The organism is Bartonella sp. MR63HLJHH (assembly GCF_042194155.1).
Lineage (GTDB): Bacteria > Pseudomonadota > Alphaproteobacteria > Rhizobiales > Rhizobiaceae > Bartonella > Bartonella grahamii.
The window spans coordinates 61,908-79,623 of sequence record NZ_JBHIMN010000004.1 but is presented as its reverse complement, the minus strand read 5'-3'; the positions used below and the strand labels follow the sequence as shown (position 1 = coordinate 79,623).

Annotated in this window: 13 protein-coding genes; 5 read left to right on the top strand and 8 right to left on the bottom strand. The window is 36.8% G+C overall.

Annotation, left to right across the window (positions count from 1 at the left end; genetic code table 11):
* Positions 1–2 precede the first annotated feature (2 nt).
* The 3 genes from ACFIKQ_RS03775 to glyS all read left to right on the top strand — a co-directional run bounded on the left by ACFIKQ_RS03775 (position 3) and on the right by glyS (position 4,953).
* The gene (locus ACFIKQ_RS03775) at positions 3–1,697 is read left to right on the top strand and encodes a tetratricopeptide repeat protein (protein WP_375635786.1); all 1,695 of its coding nucleotides are present in this window, start codon (positions 3–5) and stop codon (positions 1,695–1,697) included.
* Between the two features lie 92 nt (positions 1,698–1,789).
* The gene (locus tag ACFIKQ_RS03770) at positions 1,790–2,731 is read left to right on the top strand and encodes a glycine--tRNA ligase subunit alpha (protein ID WP_375655975.1); all 942 of its coding nucleotides are present in this window, start codon (positions 1,790–1,792) and stop codon (positions 2,729–2,731) included.
* The gene (glyS, locus tag ACFIKQ_RS03765) at positions 2,731–4,953 is read left to right on the top strand and encodes a glycine--tRNA ligase subunit beta (protein ID WP_375644559.1); all 2,223 of its coding nucleotides are present in this window, start codon (positions 2,731–2,733) and stop codon (positions 4,951–4,953) included. The genes ACFIKQ_RS03770 and glyS overlap by 1 nt, the downstream gene beginning before the upstream one ends.
* Before the next feature lie 124 nt (positions 4,954–5,077).
* Here the strand turns inward: glyS and ACFIKQ_RS03760 are convergent, their stop codons facing one another.
* From ACFIKQ_RS03760 to ACFIKQ_RS03725, 8 genes are all read right to left on the bottom strand, one after another.
* Positions 5,078–5,572 carry a F0F1 ATP synthase subunit B gene (locus tag ACFIKQ_RS03760; protein WP_375638709.1) on the bottom strand — a complete coding sequence of 165 codons (495 nt, stop codon included), beginning with the start codon at positions 5,570–5,572 and terminating at the stop codon, positions 5,078–5,080.
* Between the two features lie 11 nt (positions 5,573–5,583).
* Positions 5,584–6,150 carry a F0F1 ATP synthase subunit B gene (locus ACFIKQ_RS03755; protein ID WP_375644558.1) on the bottom strand — a complete coding sequence of 189 codons (567 nt, stop codon included), beginning with the start codon at positions 6,148–6,150 and terminating at the stop codon, positions 5,584–5,586.
* Between the two features lie 131 nt (positions 6,151–6,281).
* Positions 6,282–6,512: a F0F1 ATP synthase subunit C gene (locus ACFIKQ_RS03750; protein ID WP_005773968.1), complete on the bottom strand. Its 231-nt coding sequence runs from the start codon at positions 6,510–6,512 to the stop codon at positions 6,282–6,284.
* 54 nt (positions 6,513–6,566) lie between these two features.
* Complete coding sequence (locus ACFIKQ_RS03745) at positions 6,567–7,325, bottom strand: F0F1 ATP synthase subunit A (protein WP_375635839.1); 759 nt, start codon at positions 7,323–7,325, stop codon at positions 6,567–6,569.
* 7 nt (positions 7,326–7,332) lie between these two features.
* Positions 7,333–7,767 carry an AtpZ/AtpI family protein gene (locus ACFIKQ_RS03740; protein WP_375638711.1) on the bottom strand — a complete coding sequence of 145 codons (435 nt, stop codon included), beginning with the start codon at positions 7,765–7,767 and terminating at the stop codon, positions 7,333–7,335.
* A gap of 1,078 nt (positions 7,768–8,845) precedes the next feature.
* Positions 8,846–10,270 carry a ribosome biogenesis GTPase Der gene (der, locus tag ACFIKQ_RS03735; protein ID WP_375644557.1) on the bottom strand — a complete coding sequence of 475 codons (1,425 nt, stop codon included), beginning with the start codon at positions 10,268–10,270 and terminating at the stop codon, positions 8,846–8,848.
* A gap of 4 nt (positions 10,271–10,274) precedes the next feature.
* Positions 10,275–10,946 (bottom strand): tetratricopeptide repeat protein, encoded by a 672-nt coding sequence (locus tag ACFIKQ_RS03730; RefSeq protein WP_012754797.1) that lies wholly within the window; start codon positions 10,944–10,946, stop codon positions 10,275–10,277.
* Positions 10,947–11,528: 582 nt separating this feature from the next.
* Positions 11,529–13,301: an SLC13 family permease gene (locus ACFIKQ_RS03725; RefSeq protein ID WP_375652837.1), complete on the bottom strand. Its 1,773-nt coding sequence runs from the start codon at positions 13,299–13,301 to the stop codon at positions 11,529–11,531.
* A 374-nt stretch (positions 13,302–13,675) separates the two neighbouring features.
* Between ACFIKQ_RS03725 and ACFIKQ_RS03720 the strand changes: the two genes are divergently transcribed.
* Both ACFIKQ_RS03720 and nhaA read left to right on the top strand, forming a co-directional pair.
* Positions 13,676–15,382, top strand: a complete 1,707-nt coding sequence (locus ACFIKQ_RS03720) for a hypothetical protein (protein WP_375647194.1) — start codon at positions 13,676–13,678, stop codon at positions 15,380–15,382.
* Between the two features lie 146 nt (positions 15,383–15,528).
* On the top strand, positions 15,529–16,887 hold the full coding sequence (gene nhaA / locus ACFIKQ_RS03715; protein WP_375635794.1) for a Na+/H+ antiporter NhaA: 1,359 nt from the start codon (positions 15,529–15,531) through the stop codon (positions 16,885–16,887).
* Positions 16,888–17,716: the final 829 nt, after the last annotated feature.

The window sequence follows — 17,716 nt, the reverse complement described above, 5'->3', positions numbered from 1 at the left end:
CCATGTGCTCTGCAACGGTATCCCGAATTTTTACCCTCTTTATCGTGGGTATCATGCTGATGCCATTCCCCACCTACAGTAAAATAAGCACCGCAATTCATACAAGCTCATTTACAGGTGCTTATTTAGCTGGAAGGGTTGCAAATCATGAAAATAAAACAGAACTTGCTATCAATTACTTTAAACAAGCACTCGTTTATCAACCTGATAACATTGAAACACAAAAAGAGCTCCTTGAAGCTATGCTCTCGGTCGGAAACTTTAAAGAAGCTGTCCAACAAGCCCAAAAACTCAAAGAGCAAGATGTTATAACTCCCTTTGTTTCCTTAACTTTGTCAGTAGAAAGTCTCATCAAAAAAGACTATAAGAATGCCAATTTTCTTCTACAATCAAAAGAACCTCCGAAATCCAATAATCCAATACCTGAACTCATCGGTGCTTGGATTAAATTTGGATCTGGACAAAAATCTCAAGCAATCGCTGATCTTAAGAAACTCAAAGGTCCTGTCTGGTATGACCTTTTTATATCTTATCATCTAGCACTTATGAGCGACCTTGCAGAACAGCCAAAGGATGCAAAAAAATATTTCATTAAAGCACTTAGTAACAAACAGGGGACTCTTATCGCTCCTAATACCTATGAACGTATTATCATAGCCTATGCCTCATTCCAATTGCGCCATAATATGCGTAACCAAGCTCTTCAAACAATCCAACATGGCGAACAAATGTTGTCAGGTCGAGAAGTCCTTAAAAACTTTCGAGAAAAAATTGAAAAAAACTCTTTCTTAGAGAGAGTTATTAAAACACCTCAACAAGGAGCAGCCGAGGTACTATATAATTTTGGAACAGCCCTCAACCACAAAAACTCAGGGCGAATTGCACGTATTTTTAAGCAATTATCTTTCGCCTTATACCCTCAAAATGACGCAACACTGTTTCAGCTCGCACACATTTCTGCTAAATTGAGTGATCCTCATAAAGCAATTAAACTTTATCGCGCTTTATCCCCTAAATCTCCTTATTATAAAGATGGACAACTTCATCTTGCATTCCTTCTTGCCAATAACAATAATTACAAAGAAGCAATAAAATTACTCACATTGTTAAATGAAAAATTTCCCAATGATCGTAATATTTTGATAACGCTCGTTGCTTTTTATATGCAGGACAATAAATTTCTTGAGGCCATTAAAACTCTAGACACCGCTATTGCCCAGATAAAAAACTTTCAGCAGGACGATTGGAAACTCTTTTATCAGCGTGGTATTGCTTTTGAACGTTTAAAGCAATGGCCAAAAGCAGAAATTGATTTGAGAAAATCGCTTGAATTTTTTCCAAACCAGCCGCAGGTTCTTAATTATTTAGCCTATTCCCTTGTAGAACGTGGTGAGAAGCTTGAAGAATCGCTCCGTATGCTGCAAAAAGCTTCCGCTTTGCAAACTCACAACAGTCATATTCTCGATTCTTTAGGGTGGGCTTATTATAAACTAAAAGAATATAATAAAGCAGTGCAAATATTAGAAAATGCTGTCAGATTACAACCTGAGGACCCAACACTGAATGATCATTTAGGTGATGCCTATTGGAAAGTTGGACGTAAACGTGAAGCAATCTTTCAATGGAACCACGCAATTGACGGAAAACCAGAAAATTCTGAACAAATTCAAGAAAAGTTGAAATTTGGTTTGCAATAAACGATGCTTAACCATAAACCACATGAAATAATAAACAGAGAAACTAAAATTACTTTGGTTTTTTGTTTAGTCCAATATAAAGAGTATAAAGCGTGAAACTGCCTGAACATCTTAACCCTAAACGTTCTTTTCAGGGACTAATCTTAACTTTGCAAAATTATTGGGCACACTATGGATGTGCAATTTTGCAACCTTACGATATGGAAGTCGGAGCTGGGACTTTTCATCCAGCAACAACATTACGCTCCCTAGGTCCACGCCCTTGGAAAGTTGCTTATGTCCAACCCTCCAGACGTCCAACAGATGGCCGATATGGTAAGAATCCAAATCGTTTACAACACTATTATCAATTCCAAGTGCTTCTCAAACCCTCTCCGCTCAATCTACAAGAACTTTATATAAAGTCGCTACAAGCTATCGGGCTTGATACAAAAATGCATGATATTCGCTTTGTTGAAGATGATTGGGAAAGTCCCACCCTTGGTGCTTGGGGGCTTGGATGGGAATGCTGGTGCGATGGGATGGAAGTCTCTCAATTTACTTATTTTCAACAAGTTTGCGGCATTGAATGTGCTCCAGTTTCAGGGGAGCTTACATACGGTCTTGAGCGTCTAGCGATGTATATCCAAGGGGTTGATAACGTCTATGACCTTAATTTTAATGGTTTGGAGGGAGAAAACAAAATAAGTTATAGAGATATTTTTTTACAGGCAGAACAGGAATACTCATATTACAACTTCGAATTTGCTGATACAAAATTGCTACATCAGCACTTTATCGATGCAGAACGCGAATGTAGCGCACTTCTTGATGCTGGAAAACCAAATAAAGAAAATATATTACATCGCTGTGTTTTTCCTGCCTATGATCAATGTATTAAAGCGAGCCATATCTTTAATCTTTTGCAAGCACGTGGCGTTATTTCTGTAACCGAACGACAAAATTACATTCTTCGCGTTCGTGATCTCGCGCGCCGTTGTGGGGAAGCCTTCTTACTCACAGAAGCTGGACAAATATATACTGGAGAAGCCTAATGTCTGATCTTCTTCTTGAACTTTTCAGTGAAGAAATCCCCGCACGTATGCAACGAAAAGCTGCTGCTGATCTCAAAAAATCTGTTACAGATCAACTTGTGAATGCTGGATTGATCTATGAAGCTGCTCGTGAATATTGGACACCTCGTCGGCTAACATTGGACATACGCGGACTTTCTATACGCTCAAAAGATATCCATGAAGAACGAAGAGGTCCTAGTATAAAATCACCACAGCATGTAATTGATGGTTTTCTACGTGCAACAGGATTAAACGATATTTCTGAAGCACATATTGGACATGATGATAAAAAAGGTCATTTTTATATTGCTAAAATTGTTAAAAAAGGTCGAGCTGCAGAAGAAATTATTGCCGATATTTTACCGAATATTATCCGCAACTTTCCGTGGCCGAAATCTATGCGTTGGGGAAAAGATTCAGCACAAAATGGTGCTCTGAAGTGGATTCGACCTTTACAAAACATTCTTTGCGTCTTCGGACCAGAAATTGGTGAAACACATGTTGTTCCGTTTACAATTGGTTCTCTTAAAAGCAATAATTTAACTTATGGTCATCGTTTCTTAAGTGATGGAAAGCCATTTCAAGTGCGCCGCTTTGATGATTATGTTACTCAACTTGAAACCCATAAAGTCATTCTGGATGCCGAGAGACGAAAGAATATTATTTTAGCTGATGCCCAAAATCTCTGCTTTGCCAACGGTTTAGAACTGGTTCAAGACAATCCCCTCCTAGAAGAAGTTGCTGGTCTTGTTGAATGGCCTGTTATCCTGATAGGTGATTTTGACCAATCATTCCTTGATATTCCTCCAGAAATTATTCGCTTGACCATTCGAGCCAATCAAAAATGTTTTGTTACCCGTAAACAAGGAGAAAAAGTAAAACTTTCTCATCATTTTATTCTCGTTTCTAATATTCTTTCAAATGATGAAGGCAAAGAAATTTCAAAAGGAAATAGTAAGGTTGTCCGTGCCCGTCTTTCTGATGCACTTTATTTTTGGCAAACCGATCAGCGTGATTTGCCTGATATTCAACAATTAGAATCTTCTATAAAAAAATTTGATCTTGATATAAAAAAACCTCTCGATCAAAGAATGGCGCGACTTGATCATTTGAATGTAACTTTTCATGCTAAATTAGGTACGCAAGGTGCAAGAATAGAACGCATTGCTACACTCGCACAAGAAATTGCACCTTTGATACAGACAGATCCTCTTTTAGCAAAACGTGCAGCAATCCTTGCAAAAGCTGATTTGCAAACAGAAATTGTCGGAGAGTTTCCTGAACTACAAGGGGTTATGGGGCAAAAATATGCCCTTCTTCAAGAGGAAGATCCTCGCGTAGCTGTAGCAATTGAGGACCATTATAAACCTCAAGGACCAACAGATCGTCTTCCACAAGAACCGCTTGCTATAACCGTTATGCTCGCCGACAAAATTGACATGCTCGTTGGCTTTTGGCTCATTAATGAAAAACCAACGGGCTCAAAAGATCCCTATGCGTTAAGACGAGCAGCACTGGGAGTTATTAGGCTTGTACTTTCGCGAGATTGGAAAATCAATCTTATGCCACTGTTTCAGTTAGCAATGAATCTTTTCTTACAACAAAAAAATAAATATGAAATCTCTCAAAGAGAAAATTCACAATTGCTGAATCTGCTTCCAGAAAAAACAGAATATATTTTATCAGACCTGTTATTCTTTTTTCATGACCGTTTGAAAATCTATCTAAAAGAGGAAGGTGCTCGTTACGATGCCCTTGAAGCCGTTTTAAATAAAGATTCTGATGATTTTTTATTGGTTGCACGTCGTGTCGAATCGCTTATCGCTTTTATCAATACCCATGATGGAATGAACTTTGTAGCCTCTGTAAAACGTACTGCCAATATTCTTGAAAATGAATTTCAAAAAAGCACAACAATAGCGAATGAAATTAATCCTGAGCTCTTTGTCGAGAAAGAAGAAAAGCAGCTCTATCGTGCAATCTGTGAAGTAGAAAAACAGGTTCTAGCTCCCATCAATGCGACAAATTTATCATTTGCACTCAGTGTGCTAGCGCCACTTGGAAAATTGATTGATATATTTTTCGAAAAGGTATTGGTGAATGATAAAAAACCCGATGTTCGTGCTAACCGTCTTGCTCTTCTCAAACGTATTCACATTATTACACAATCGATTGCGGACTTTTCAAAACTTGTCATTTAGAATCAAAATGTCCTATTAATTGATAAAAATAATGAAGATAAATTTTTCTTTTTTATGACTTTTATTAATTAATATTGAGAAAATTATGCAACCAAAGAGGACATTTTTTATCTCTCAAATATCATTAATTAAGATATGTTTTCATTTTGATAAATGATTCTTTCTCAAGAGACTCTTTAATAAGTTCATCTGCCTTGTTAGAATCTAATTCCTTTGCAATAAGGATACGTGCTGTAGAAATTGCCAAATCAATAGCCGATGAAGAAACCATGCGTATCGCATCCGCTTCTGCTTGAGCAATTTTTTGCTCTGCCAATTTATTGCGGTTTTTTACATATTCTTCTGCTTTTGTACGAGCCTCAGCAATAACAGATTCAACTTCATGTCTTGCTGCTGCAATAATTTCTTGCGCATCTTTTTCTGCTTCTGCATGTTTGCGTTGATATTCAGCCAATATTTCCTGTGCCTCTTCACGAAGACGCAGAGCCTCATCCAGCTCATCTTTGATACGCTTCGCGCGCGCATCAAGATGGTGTATAACCCTCTGTGGAATTCGGAAATAGACTAAAAGAGCTAAAAAAAGAACTAACCCAACAAATGCCCAAAAAGTATCAGTCATTTTTGTCTTCCTCAATAATCCGCAGTTTTAACAACTGAACGAACAGCCTCTTTGCTGATATCAACGTCAATCAATTTTTTCACAATTTCAAGAGCCACTTCTTCAGCGATAGAACCAACATTTTGCATCGCTTTATCCCGAATTTTTGCTATCTGTTTTTCAGCATCTGCGAGTTTTTTTTCTAAACTCTCTTCAATTTCTTTCCGTTCAAGCTCTGCTTTTTCTTTTAATTCTTCACTAGCTACCTGCGCTATAGCATGCGCTTTCAAACGCGCTTCTGCTAATTTCCGCTCATAAGTTTCAACAACAATGTCTGCTTCCTGCTTCATGCGCATTGCCTGATCTAAATCAGATGCGATTCGATCTCGCCGCGTTTCAATAACACCACCAATACGTGATACAATTACACGAGAGATAAAAAGATAAAAAAGTCCGAAAGAAATCGCCAACCAGAAAAAATGCGAACCAAAATGTACAAAATCAAAAGGCGGAAACACGCGATTTGCATGTTCTGCCACCTTTTTAATATGTTCTATCGACGTTTCAGTGTTCTGTGCATAAGCGCTTGAAACAAACATCTTCTTTCATCCTTTAAATAGCTTATTAAAGCCCTCTATAACCGATGATAACTGACTGACATCTTTCTGGTTAAGAGCTAAAAGGGTAAATCTTTCCTCATGCAAGAACAGATATACCCTTTTGATGATGATTAAACCCCAAAAAGAAGTAGTAAAGCAATGAGCAGTGAAAAAATTCCCAAAGCTTCTGTTACAGCAAAACCAAAGACAAGACGTCCAAACTGACTATCCGCTGCTGATGGATTTCGTAATGCACCAGAAAGATAGCTACCAAAAATATTACCAAGTCCTAAAGCTGTTCCAGCCATACCAAAGCAAGCAAGACCAGCGCCAATATATTTTGCTGCAAGCACCATTTCCATGTTATTCTCCTTTAAAGCGAAATTGCATTATTCGACGGAAAACCGCCAGTTCTATTAATGTCCTGGATGAATTGCATCATTAAGATACATACAAGTTAAAACCGTAAAGACGTAAGCCTGAAGAAATGCGACCAAAAACTCAAGAGCAGTAATCGCTACAGTCATAATAAGCGGTAAAACCGAACCACCCACACCTACGAGTCCTACCCCAATCATTGAAACAACAAACCCAGAAAACACTTTGAGCGTAATATGACCAGCAAGCATATTCGCAAAAAGACGAAGAGAAAGACTAATTGGACGGGAGAGAAAAGAAATAACCTCAATCATTGTCACCAGAGGCAAAACCACAACAGGAACTCCACTGGGAACGAACAGTTTCAAAAAACTGACCCCATGCTTATAAAAGCCATAACCAATCACCGTCAAAATTACCACCATTGCTAACGAAAACGTGATCATGATCTGTGATGTAACCGTATAAAAATAAGGGAAAAGACCAATAAAGTTAGCAACCAAAATAAAAGTAAACAGAGAAAAAACTAAAGGAAAAAACTGCATTCCCTGTACACCAGATGATTCCCGCAGAGTCGATGCTACAAACTCATATGCCATTTCCGAAAGAGACTGCATCCGCGTTGGAACCAATCCACGACTTGATGATGAAATGAAGAGAAAAATAGAAGTTATAACAACCGTGAGAACTGTAAACAATGATACATTTGTAAACGATAAATCCATATTTCCTATGGAAATCTTAATCAGCCTTGAAACCTCAAACTGATGAATAGGATCTGGAGCGTGCGCTGTCACTTCAACCTCATTTATCGGACCTCTCATTGGCCCCTTTATCTTGTTTATCTTGGCGCAATACGCCTTTTTTTCCTAATTGACTGGAGGAAACATACCCCACAGACCGAAGAATACTCACTACACCAGCAGCAAATCCAAAGAAGAGAAAAAATACCAATCCCCAAGGATACGAACCTGCTAACTTATCAAACCCTAACCCTAAAATAACACCAACTATAACACTCGCCAGAAACTCACTGGAAAGCTTAATTGCATTTGCCATCCCTCCTTGTGATTTTTCTCGCTTATTCTTATGCTCCCGCTTCTTTAATGCCCGCTTGCGCACTAAAGCTACGCTTAAGTTCCTACTACGACATTCCAAATCCTCTGAATGAAGACACTCTCCTTGCTTTTCCTCTTCAGCCTCCTTACGGCTTATAACGGGTTTCTCGCCCATCGCCATCATTGGCTCCTTAATTAAAAAGCAAAGTAAGAATGCATTTCATAAAACCGTGTGCATCATATTGTTCCCGAATTTATTCGTCAAGATACTAAAAGAAATCTATCACAAATTATCGTATAAATTTTATTGTATAAATAACGTATTTTTTAATTTACATCTTTCTTAAAAAGATATTCTGAGCACCTAAACCGATTTCACGACAGCACCCGTGAATGTATAACGAAAAGTTCCCGTGAATGATATAAAACTCATAGAACAGCCACTTTTACGCTTAACAAAAGGTGTAAACTGATACCATCTTATTTTCCAGCTCCCAATGTTATATCAATTCTAGTTTTGAAAGAGAACATAGAAAGCTAAAAACAGTATGAGAGCGTTGTTTTGTTCCTTTTATTCAAATAAACTTGCACTTTTTATTTTATGAAAATGATTAATGGTTTTTATATGATCCTATTCGCAAAGTATTTTACATATGCCATCACAGAACCCATCACTCAATGAGCTTGAGGGTATTAAGAGAGGTTCCTTTAAATACGATAAATCTAAAATTTCAAATAGGTCAAGCCAATAGAACACAATAAAATTTAAATAAAATCACCATACTACTTTATACAATTTTAATCCACTTTTTTGAATTTCGCCCTTTACAATTGAATATCGGTAGATTCAGCAAATATTTTTGCTTTTTATTTAGACAAACTATCGTAAGCAAAAGCGCTTATTCATAATCTTTATTTTTATAAAACGATAATTTAATGCTTCTTTTCAAACGAGCATCATAATTGTATTTCCCTACCCTCATATTTGCATCTATTCTTGCATTTAAATAACCCATTAAGAGGATGATGTACTCTTTCTTAAATACTCCCTATTAAACTCTTCTCATAACATGCAAATAAATGATCTTTATCAAGATGAGAGAACTCTATTCAATAGCGCTCATGGTAAATGATTATCAATAAAATTAAAACTTTAGCAAATAAAAATTTTTTCTTTTATGAAAAGAACGATCATTGAAAAAACTTATTTTTAAGATTCTCAAGTATAGATTTCATCACTTAAAAAAATTAAAGAGTTATCATTTCTTTTTGGAACGTGTCGCAAAAGGATTATCAGAGGCTCGTAATGATATGCGAACGGGTATACCAGACATATCAAATGTTTCACGTAACCCATTGACAAGATAGCGCAAATACGACTGTGGCATACTTTTGGGGCGCGAGCAAGAAATCATAAATCCAGGAGGACGTGTCTTAACCTGTGTGATGTATTTAACCTTAAGTCGACGTCCAGAAACCGCAGGAGGTGGATGATGTGCAACAACAGTTCCAAGCCATTGGTTCAATTTAGCCGTCGAAATGCGACGATTCCATACACGGTGCATCATCATGACATTTTCCATCAGTTTATCAATCCCTTGACCATATTGTCCTGATAAAGGAACAGCTCTCAAACCACGAACTTGAGGAAGAAATCGCGCACATTTTTCATGCAAATCAATCAATGTGGTCTGACTATTTTCAATAAGGTCCCACTTATTGAAAGCAATAACTGGAACACGCCCTTCACGAATCACAAGATCAGCAATTTGTAAATCTTGCTTTTCAAAAGGTATCGTTGCATCAAAAACAATGACCACCACTTCTGCAAAACGAATAGCACGTAAAGTATCTGCAACAGATAGTTTTTCTAATTTTTCTTGAATTTTCGATTTTCGACGTAAACCTGCAGTATCAAAAAGTTTAATATGACGACCACGCCATTCCCAATCTACAGAAATAGAATCACGCGTAAGTCCTGCTTCTGGTCCTGTTAACAAGCGCTCTTGTTTCAACATACTATTGATAAGAGTGGATTTTCCTGTATTGGGACGCCCTGCAATTGCAATCCTAATGGGCTTACTTTCATCGTAAATAAGCTCTTCTTCTTCCAAATCGTTTACATCATCACCAACAGATGCAAGCTGTATCGTAATATCTTCTTCTTTGTTGTTGCCAAAAGCATGCTCTGACCCCACAGCATCTATAATTGCATCACGCAGATCACTAAGTCCCAAACCATGTTCAGCCGATATTAGGCACGGCTCCCCCAAACCTAATGACCACGCCTCATACTCTCCTCCTGTTGCCGCTCTTGACTCAGACTTATTAGCAACAAGCACAATTGGCTTTCCTGATTTGCGAACCAATGAAGCAAAATTTAAATCACTTGGTGTTATCCCGCTCTTTGCATCAAATACAAATAAAATAAGATCCGCTTCATCAATCGCAGCTTTTGTATGAGAACGCATACGCCCCTCAAGTGTATGATCACCTGCTTCTTCCAGCCCAGCCGTATCAATCACATCAAAACGTAGATCTTGAAGTTTTGCCGCATGAATGCGTCGATCACGTGTTACACCAGGCTTATCATCAACCAAAGCCAATTTTTTCCCAACCAAACGATTAAATAGTGTTGACTTCCCAACATTGGGACGACCAACGATAGCAATGGTAAGGCTCATCGATTTATTCCTTATTTGCCTTGCCCTCAGCTTGTATCAGCTCAAGCATTATTCGAGCCCGATCTGTTATTTTTGAACCCAAAGCACCTTTTTCAGAAATTTTCTTAAAATAATAAACCGCCTCATCCATTTTATCCGCCTTATAAGCAGCTAAACCTAAAGCCTCTCTTGCAGACATATGCATAGGATCGGTATCACTTGTCATATCTTTGATACGCTTTTCAACATCAGCTAATGTCCCTGTATCAACTAGGATATAAGCCGCCCGAATTTTTGCAACTTTCTGCAAAATCTCTGGTGCTTTCTCATCCGCTGCAACAGAATCAAAAATCTCCACTGACTTAATAATGTCACCCTTCTCCATGAGTAAAGAAGCCTCACGTAAACGAGCAAGAAAAGGATACCCCCCAAAATGAGAGGTTTTAACAGTTTCTAATTGCTTTATCGCTTTATCAAAATGACGTGTATCCGCAAAATCAAGACTTTTTACAAATGCATCACCAATATAACCGGCTTTCTTTATTTGCTGATGATGGTAAATTTGATAAGCAACTATCATGAGTATAAAAAGAATAGCTGCTCCAATAATTGAAAAACCATACCGCCTCCAAAAAGCAAGCGCCTTTTCCTGACGAAATTCTGCATTCACTTCAGCAATAAAACTATCATACGACATATATCATACCTTGAAAAAAGTTACTTTCCCTGTGCTTTTACGCATAAATGGACAAAGATGGTAGTCCTAATTAACTAAAAATCTTTAAATTGCTCGTTTATTTATTTTAAATCAACAGTAGCCAAATCAATCGGATTTTTGCAACAGTCTTAATCGAAAATGATGTAACCGCCCTGTTTGTTCACATTACAGCTTTTATATATTGTTTTGAGTCTTATAAAAAATTCACTGTTTTAATATTTATCATGATTGCCTATCATCTCAAGCGGACTTTCTCCCCATTATATAGAGAGATAATCTTTTAAAGTCTTCAACGCAATCGTTGATAATATTGGATTATAGAATTATAATAGAAAAGACAATTCTTTTAAAAACTTGAACAAAAAATAAATTTCCACGAACACCTACTAAAACCAAATAGATGAATCTTATCTGTATCAAAAATACCGAAGTACCATAATAAAAGTGTGGTATAATTTCAAATCTTCAGTTAAAGCTCTTTATACAAAATGTATCCCTTCAACTTATCTTTATACGATTAACAACCTTTTGTAATTGATCCTTAAAGTTTCTAAAAATATCCTATTGTAGGGGCCAAACCCACATAAGCATTGGAACAGCAATAATAATGATCAACACCGCCAATGGAGCACCCAAACGTGGATAATCACTAAAACGATATCCTCCTGGTGCCATCACGAGCATATTACTTTGATGTCCAATAGGTGTAAGAAACTCACAGCCCGCACCAATTGCAACAGCCATCAAAAAAGCTTCAGGCTTATAATGTAGGGAATGAGCAAAACTTGACGCAATTGGTGCTACCATCATCACTGTTGCTGCATTATTCAAAAATGGCGTGACCAACATAGCTGTCACCAACATAAGTGCTAAGGCACCAGATGGCGGGAAAAATATTGCCAATTGGCTCAGCCATTGACCAATGAGATCCGTACATCCTGTTTTCTCTAACGCTTCACTTACTGGAATAAGAGCCGCTAATAGTACTAATATTTGGCCATCTAATGCCTGATACAGATCACGCGCGGGCAAAACGCGAAAGATAACCATTGCAGCAGCAGCAGAAAAAAAAGAAAACGCAACGGGAACAATATGAAAAGCTGTAAAAATAATTGCTATAAATAAAACAGCTAAAGAGATGAAACCATGTCGTAAATTTCCAAACACAATATTTCGTTTTGCTAGGGGCAGGCATTTCAATTCTCTTAATAAATTTGGAATAACTGCATCCTGTCCTTGCAAAACAATCACATCGCCAAGATGGAAAATAATATCATCAAGTCTTCCCCGCACCCTTTCATGTTGACGACTTAATGCAAGCAAATTTACATTATAGTGATCAAATAGGGAAAACTCTTTCGCACTAATACCAATAAGAGGTGAATTATGGGTGATGACTGCTTCAATAATATCGATGTCACTGTCCTTATCACCTGCAGCAATAGTTCGCCCCTTAGAAAACTCTAAACGAGCAGAGTTCATCACGCTATCTAACCCTGTATGCGACCCTTCCAGCAAAATAATATCATTTTCAGACAAAACAAAATCTGGTAACGGTGAAATAGATACTTTGTTTCTGATGATTTGAATCACCATAACGTCACCACTTGATGGCTTAACCAAATCAACAATATTTTTCCCTATAATCGGTGAATTTATTGGAATACGCACTTCTGCAACATAATTACGAATATCAATGGCATCATCAAATGATACACCTGAACGCACACGTACAGGCAAAAGCCAATAAAAAAAGACTAAATATACAACACCAGCCGCCGCAATAACCGCACCAACTGGTGTAAAATCAAACATAGTAAAAGGTGTTCCTGCTAAACGTTCTTGCATCGCTGAAATAACAACATTGGGAGATGTTCCTATCTGTGTCATAAGCCCCCCCAACAAAGAACCAAAGGCCATGGGCATCAAAAAGACAGAAGGAGAAACCTGAGACCGACGTGCAAACTGAAAAGCTATCGGAAGCATAATAGCCAAAGCACCAATATTTTTAACAAACATTGATAATACGACAACAGAAAGAACTAAAAAGGCTAATTGAAGACGCACAGATTTCACATCTGGCCATATCCGTTGAATAATAAATTCCATTATACCAGAGCGCGATACGGCCGTACTGACAACAAACACACTCCCCACGATAATAACAATATCATTACTAAAACCGCTAAAAGCTTCCTTCGGACTGACAAGACCAAGAGCACAAGCTATTAATAACGTACAAATAGCAACAAGATCATAACGAAATCGATCCCAAATAAAAACAACCATCATGAGACCAATGATCGAAAAAGCCATTATTTGATTTTCTGTCATAACACTCACCTCTCCCCATTAAATTATAATGCACAAAAACATATTTTTTATGTTTTAAATATTCCTATAAACAGCAGCAAGATAAAAACAGACATCGGAATATTTTAGGATAATTTTAAAATGATAAAAAATTATGATGCGCATAAACTTACCTCTCCTTATTATGCGTTATTATGCGTTATTATGCGTTCTTTTCTATAAAGAGCTAAACTCAAAGAAAATTGATAAAAGTTGATAAAGCTCTATTGCAAAAAAGATGAGAATAACTCTAATATAGAGAGTAGATAATTGTTGAAACTGGTACACGCTATATTTAAACCTTTGTCGTTGCTTAAAAGAATTTATCTTCACTCTCAATTCAAAGAGTGATAAAAATGAAAGAAGAAAGAATGCTCAATCTTAATAGTGGGTATCAAAGTAACCTCAGATATTGGCTCACTTGCATTATTGGATTTGTTGCTATTTTGGCAATTATAATTGTTGGTGGATTTTATATCGCAAAACCCTATCTTGACAGTTTTGTAAAACAAGAAATAGCCCGTCGTGGCATAAAAGCCCGAACATCTGAAGTAAGCATTCTAGGTAGAGTCAATTTGAAGAATGTGACATTACCTGTTCCAGCTGGTACATCACTTAGAATTGGTGCCATTTCTGCCCGTCCTCCCCTTTCCTTTATTCCCGGAACTTTTACATTTTATAATGTTGATTTAAAGCATAATAATATTCATGTGCAAATTCCCCAAATTTCTCTTCGGAGTGTATCCTTAAAAGAAAAAGATAGAACGATAACATCACGGCTTTTACAATCAATGATGCGTATTGAGCTTTCCTCAATTATTGCTCCCAATATACAACTTTCTATAGAAAATAAAAACAACCGAATAGAAACGGTTGAAGTCAAGAATTTCCAGCTTTCTGATTTTAAAAATGGCCATATCCATTCAGTTAGTATTAAAAATATGGATCTTAAAACAGTTGCAGTAAATGGTGCCAAACAGATGCAGCTTATGGCTAAAAGTGATACAATAAAAGCCCATGATATCGACATCAACTATGCCTATTCTATCATTTTTGGAAAAAACAATGCTCTCAACCAAGGTAAAACCGTCACTGGCCCCATTTCTCTGAATAATGTAAGTGTCGATGTTTTAGAAGAAGCGGAAAAAAGCAGTTCTTTCTTCCTCGGACAGTTTAAAACATCTGGTTTAAAAATGAAGCCGCTTGAACAAACTCCTGAAAAATTGATCAAAGCTTATCTTAATGCAAGAAAAGAGAATAATAAAATCGCTGAAAAAATAGCACAAAATGGTCTTCTTCTAAACATACTGCTCGCCATTACCTCAGCGGATGCCAAAATTGATAATATCACCGTTGATATACCGCAGTTGAAAGCAACACTCGAATCACTCCAATTTAAACCAACCTTGTGGAAACAACCTATCCCCAAAAAGCTTTTTCTTTCTCTCAATAACCTTTCTGTTTTACCTAAAAAAATGAATGAAAAAGACTTAGAGTTCTTCAAAAATCTGAACTTTGAGCGCTTTGACATTTCAGGAAAAATTGATATTTCTTACGATGAAAAAAAACGTATGCTCCTTCTTGATGCAATGTCTTTCAATATGAGAGACGTTGGATCTGGGAACATATCAGCTAAGGTTATTGATGTTGATGAAAAGCTTTTTTCTGGTCAGCAAAATGTAATGATTGCTGCTTCTCAAGACTTTGGCATCAATGAAATTGATGTGCAATATAGGGATGCAGGTTTCATTGAGAAGCTTTTTTCTTATCTTGCGCAAAATCTTAATGACAACCAACATGATCTTAAAAAGGAGCTCTATGACGATTTCTATCTAATGATGACGCAGACCCCAAAAATGCTTCTAAAAAATCATGACGAAGCAGAAAAAATTTCAAAATCCTTAGGGGAATTTGCTAAAAATCCACAAACATTGATTGTTAAAATTAAAGCAAAAGATAATAAAGCGCTCACGATGGTTGATCTCGAATCTGCTCTACAAAATGATCTATCCAAGGCTTTAAACAAAGTACATCTCACTATTAAAAATGAAGCATCACCTTAAACATTTTGTGCTTTAAATATGATGATTTTGTCTATAAATTAAGAACTTTATTCCTCTTTTTGCTTTTATATGATACAGAAGGTATCATACAAAGTCATTTACACAGAGAATATAGAATCTAAAATTGTCGATGCTTGGAGTTGTTCATGTCTGATTTATCTTCAAATCGCCTACCTAATCGCGCTTCTCGTGTCACCAATCAAGCGCTTTCTGCGATCGAGCGTTTTCTCCATATTGAAGCTCTTAGTGGTATTGTTCTTTTATTAGCTGCTGCTGCTGCACTTATTTTTGCCAATTCTAAATATGCTGCTTTCTATGAATCTTTTTGGCATACACCTCTTGGCTTTAATTTGGGTCATTTCACTCTTTCATGGGATTTACATTTCTGGGTTAATGATGCTCTTATGACTATTTTCTTTCTCGTCGCAGGAATGGAAATTCGACGCGAAATTCATGAAGGTGCTCTTGCCGATTTTAGACAAGCAATCTTACCAATTGTTGCCGCAATAGGAGGCGTTTGTGTTCCCGCAATTATTTACTTTATCTTCAACTTTAACGAGGGACATATACGCGGTTGGGCTGTGCCAACAGCAACAGATATTGCCTTTGCTCTAGGTATTCTTGCTCTTCTTGGAAAAAAAATTCCTTCTAATCTTCATATTATTCTTCTATCATTAGCGATTATTGATGATATTATCGCTGTTCTTATTATTGCTTTTTTCTACTCAACAAACATTGATCCTAGCGGTTTAATGATTGCAGGAGCAGGTATTGCTTTGGTGCTATTTTTTCAGTGGATCGGACTTGCATCAGCATGGCTTTACATTTTACCTGGTGCAATCATCTGGTGGGGTTTAATGGTAACAGGTGTTCACCCATCACTTGCTGGTGTAATCTTAGGAATGATGACTCCCGTTCTTCCTACCCGTACTCTTGTGGCGCCACTCACCATGCTCAGTAACGCTATGCAAATTCTTCAAGAAAAAAATACAAAAACAGATCTGCATCATATTTCAACCGCATTGAAAAAAATGCGCAAAGGACAACGGGCCATGATTGCTCCAGTAACACGCGTTCAAAAAGCGTTGCATCCATGGGTTGCATACGGTATCATGCCGGTCTTTGCCTTCGCAAATGCAGGAGTAAGTTTTGCAAACTTTGATCTTTCTTCTGACAAATCATTCTTGATTGTTTTGGGTGTTGTCATTGGTCTTTTCGTTGGTAAGCCTCTTGGTATTATCACAGCCAGTTATATAGCCGTAAAATCAGGGCTATGCCGCCTACCCCCTCATATGACATGGACAGGTGTTTTACTCATTGGTTTTTTAGCAGGAATTGGCTTTACAATGTCTATCTTTGTTTCAATGCTCGCTTTTAAAGATATTATTCTGCTTGATGCTGCAAAAATTGGGGTCCTTTGTGGCTCTGGTTTATCTGCTCTTATCGGTCTGGGATATGGATTTATTTATATTAAGCGCAATAAAGGAATTTCTCATAGTTCCTAACAAACTAACTGAAAATACATTTTTATGCAAAACTCTTAAAAAGTGATTTTGCTCATTTGTTGGATTCGGACAATATTTAATGTGAAATCCGTTGTCTCACCTCATCTTTACACTTATGAAGGAGAAAACTAATATCATCATACTATTTACTAGTCTCTAATGTCGCAACACCTTTGACACTTAAGAAGATTCATAAGAAATATTTTTATTCCTTTCTTCAATAATCTTTTATTCATACACTAACTCCAATCGTGATATACACAAGAATGATTTTAATTGTTTCAATATAAAAGGCTTCGTGGTTTCAGAGAAGCGGCCTTTCGTCGGGAAGTTATTCACTATAAAGAAAAATTTAATTATTATAAATCAATATCTTATCTTTAATTATACGAAACAGATAAGAATAAGCAAAATTCCGTAATCAGTTAAGTAATTCCATGGCTTATTTTTTCCCAATAAACCACCCTCCTCGTTACTGATTATTGCCGGTATTCTAAAAACTTTAATTTTTATCTTCTTAAAAGGCACATTATTTTTTGGTAAAAATATTCGATTTATAATGATACTTTATCATTATAAATCTTGAATGGACTCCAAATATCGTAAGATTTGCTCATTTCAAATCTGTACATGATCAATCAATCAAGACTATTCCCTTACACGTCACCAGCCAAGGAGGAATATGGAGTCACATTATTTGAAGAAAGAAATAAGAATGCTTCATATCAACACAAGAGCTGTTCAACACGAAAACTAAAAATAAAATGATGACGACCAACTGACACCTTTGATCTAAGTAAAGGAGATGGTCCCCAATAAATTTTACGTT

Bases quoted from the DNA above. Each gene is read 5' to 3' on its own strand.
- ACFIKQ_RS03775 (WP_375635786.1), top strand. From the start codon at position 3: ATGTGCTCTGCAACGGTATCCCGAATTTTTACCCTCTTTATCGTGGGT.
- glyS (WP_375644559.1), top strand. From the start codon at position 2,731: ATGTCTGATCTTCTTCTTGAACTTTTCAGTGAAGAAATCCCCGCACGT.
- ACFIKQ_RS03760 (WP_375638709.1), bottom strand. From the start codon at position 5,572: ATGACTGATACTTTTTGGGCATTTGTTGGGTTAGTTCTTTTTTTAGCT.
- ACFIKQ_RS03755 (WP_375644558.1), bottom strand. From the start codon at position 6,150: ATGTTTGTTTCAAGCGCTTATGCACAGAACACTGAAACGTCGATAGAA.
- ACFIKQ_RS03750 (WP_005773968.1), bottom strand. From the start codon at position 6,512: ATGGAAATGGTGCTTGCAGCAAAATATATTGGCGCTGGTCTTGCTTGC.
- ACFIKQ_RS03740 (WP_375638711.1), bottom strand. From the start codon at position 7,767: ATGGCGATGGGCGAGAAACCCGTTATAAGCCGTAAGGAGGCTGAAGAG.
- der (WP_375644557.1), bottom strand. From the start codon at position 10,270: ATGAGCCTTACCATTGCTATCGTTGGTCGTCCCAATGTTGGGAAGTCA.
- ACFIKQ_RS03730 (WP_012754797.1), bottom strand. From the start codon at position 10,946: ATGTCGTATGATAGTTTTATTGCTGAAGTGAATGCAGAATTTCGTCAG.
- ACFIKQ_RS03725 (WP_375652837.1), bottom strand. From the start codon at position 13,301: ATGACAGAAAATCAAATAATGGCTTTTTCGATCATTGGTCTCATGATG.
- ACFIKQ_RS03720 (WP_375647194.1), top strand. From the start codon at position 13,676: ATGAAAGAAGAAAGAATGCTCAATCTTAATAGTGGGTATCAAAGTAAC.
- nhaA (WP_375635794.1), top strand. From the start codon at position 15,529: ATGTCTGATTTATCTTCAAATCGCCTACCTAATCGCGCTTCTCGTGTC.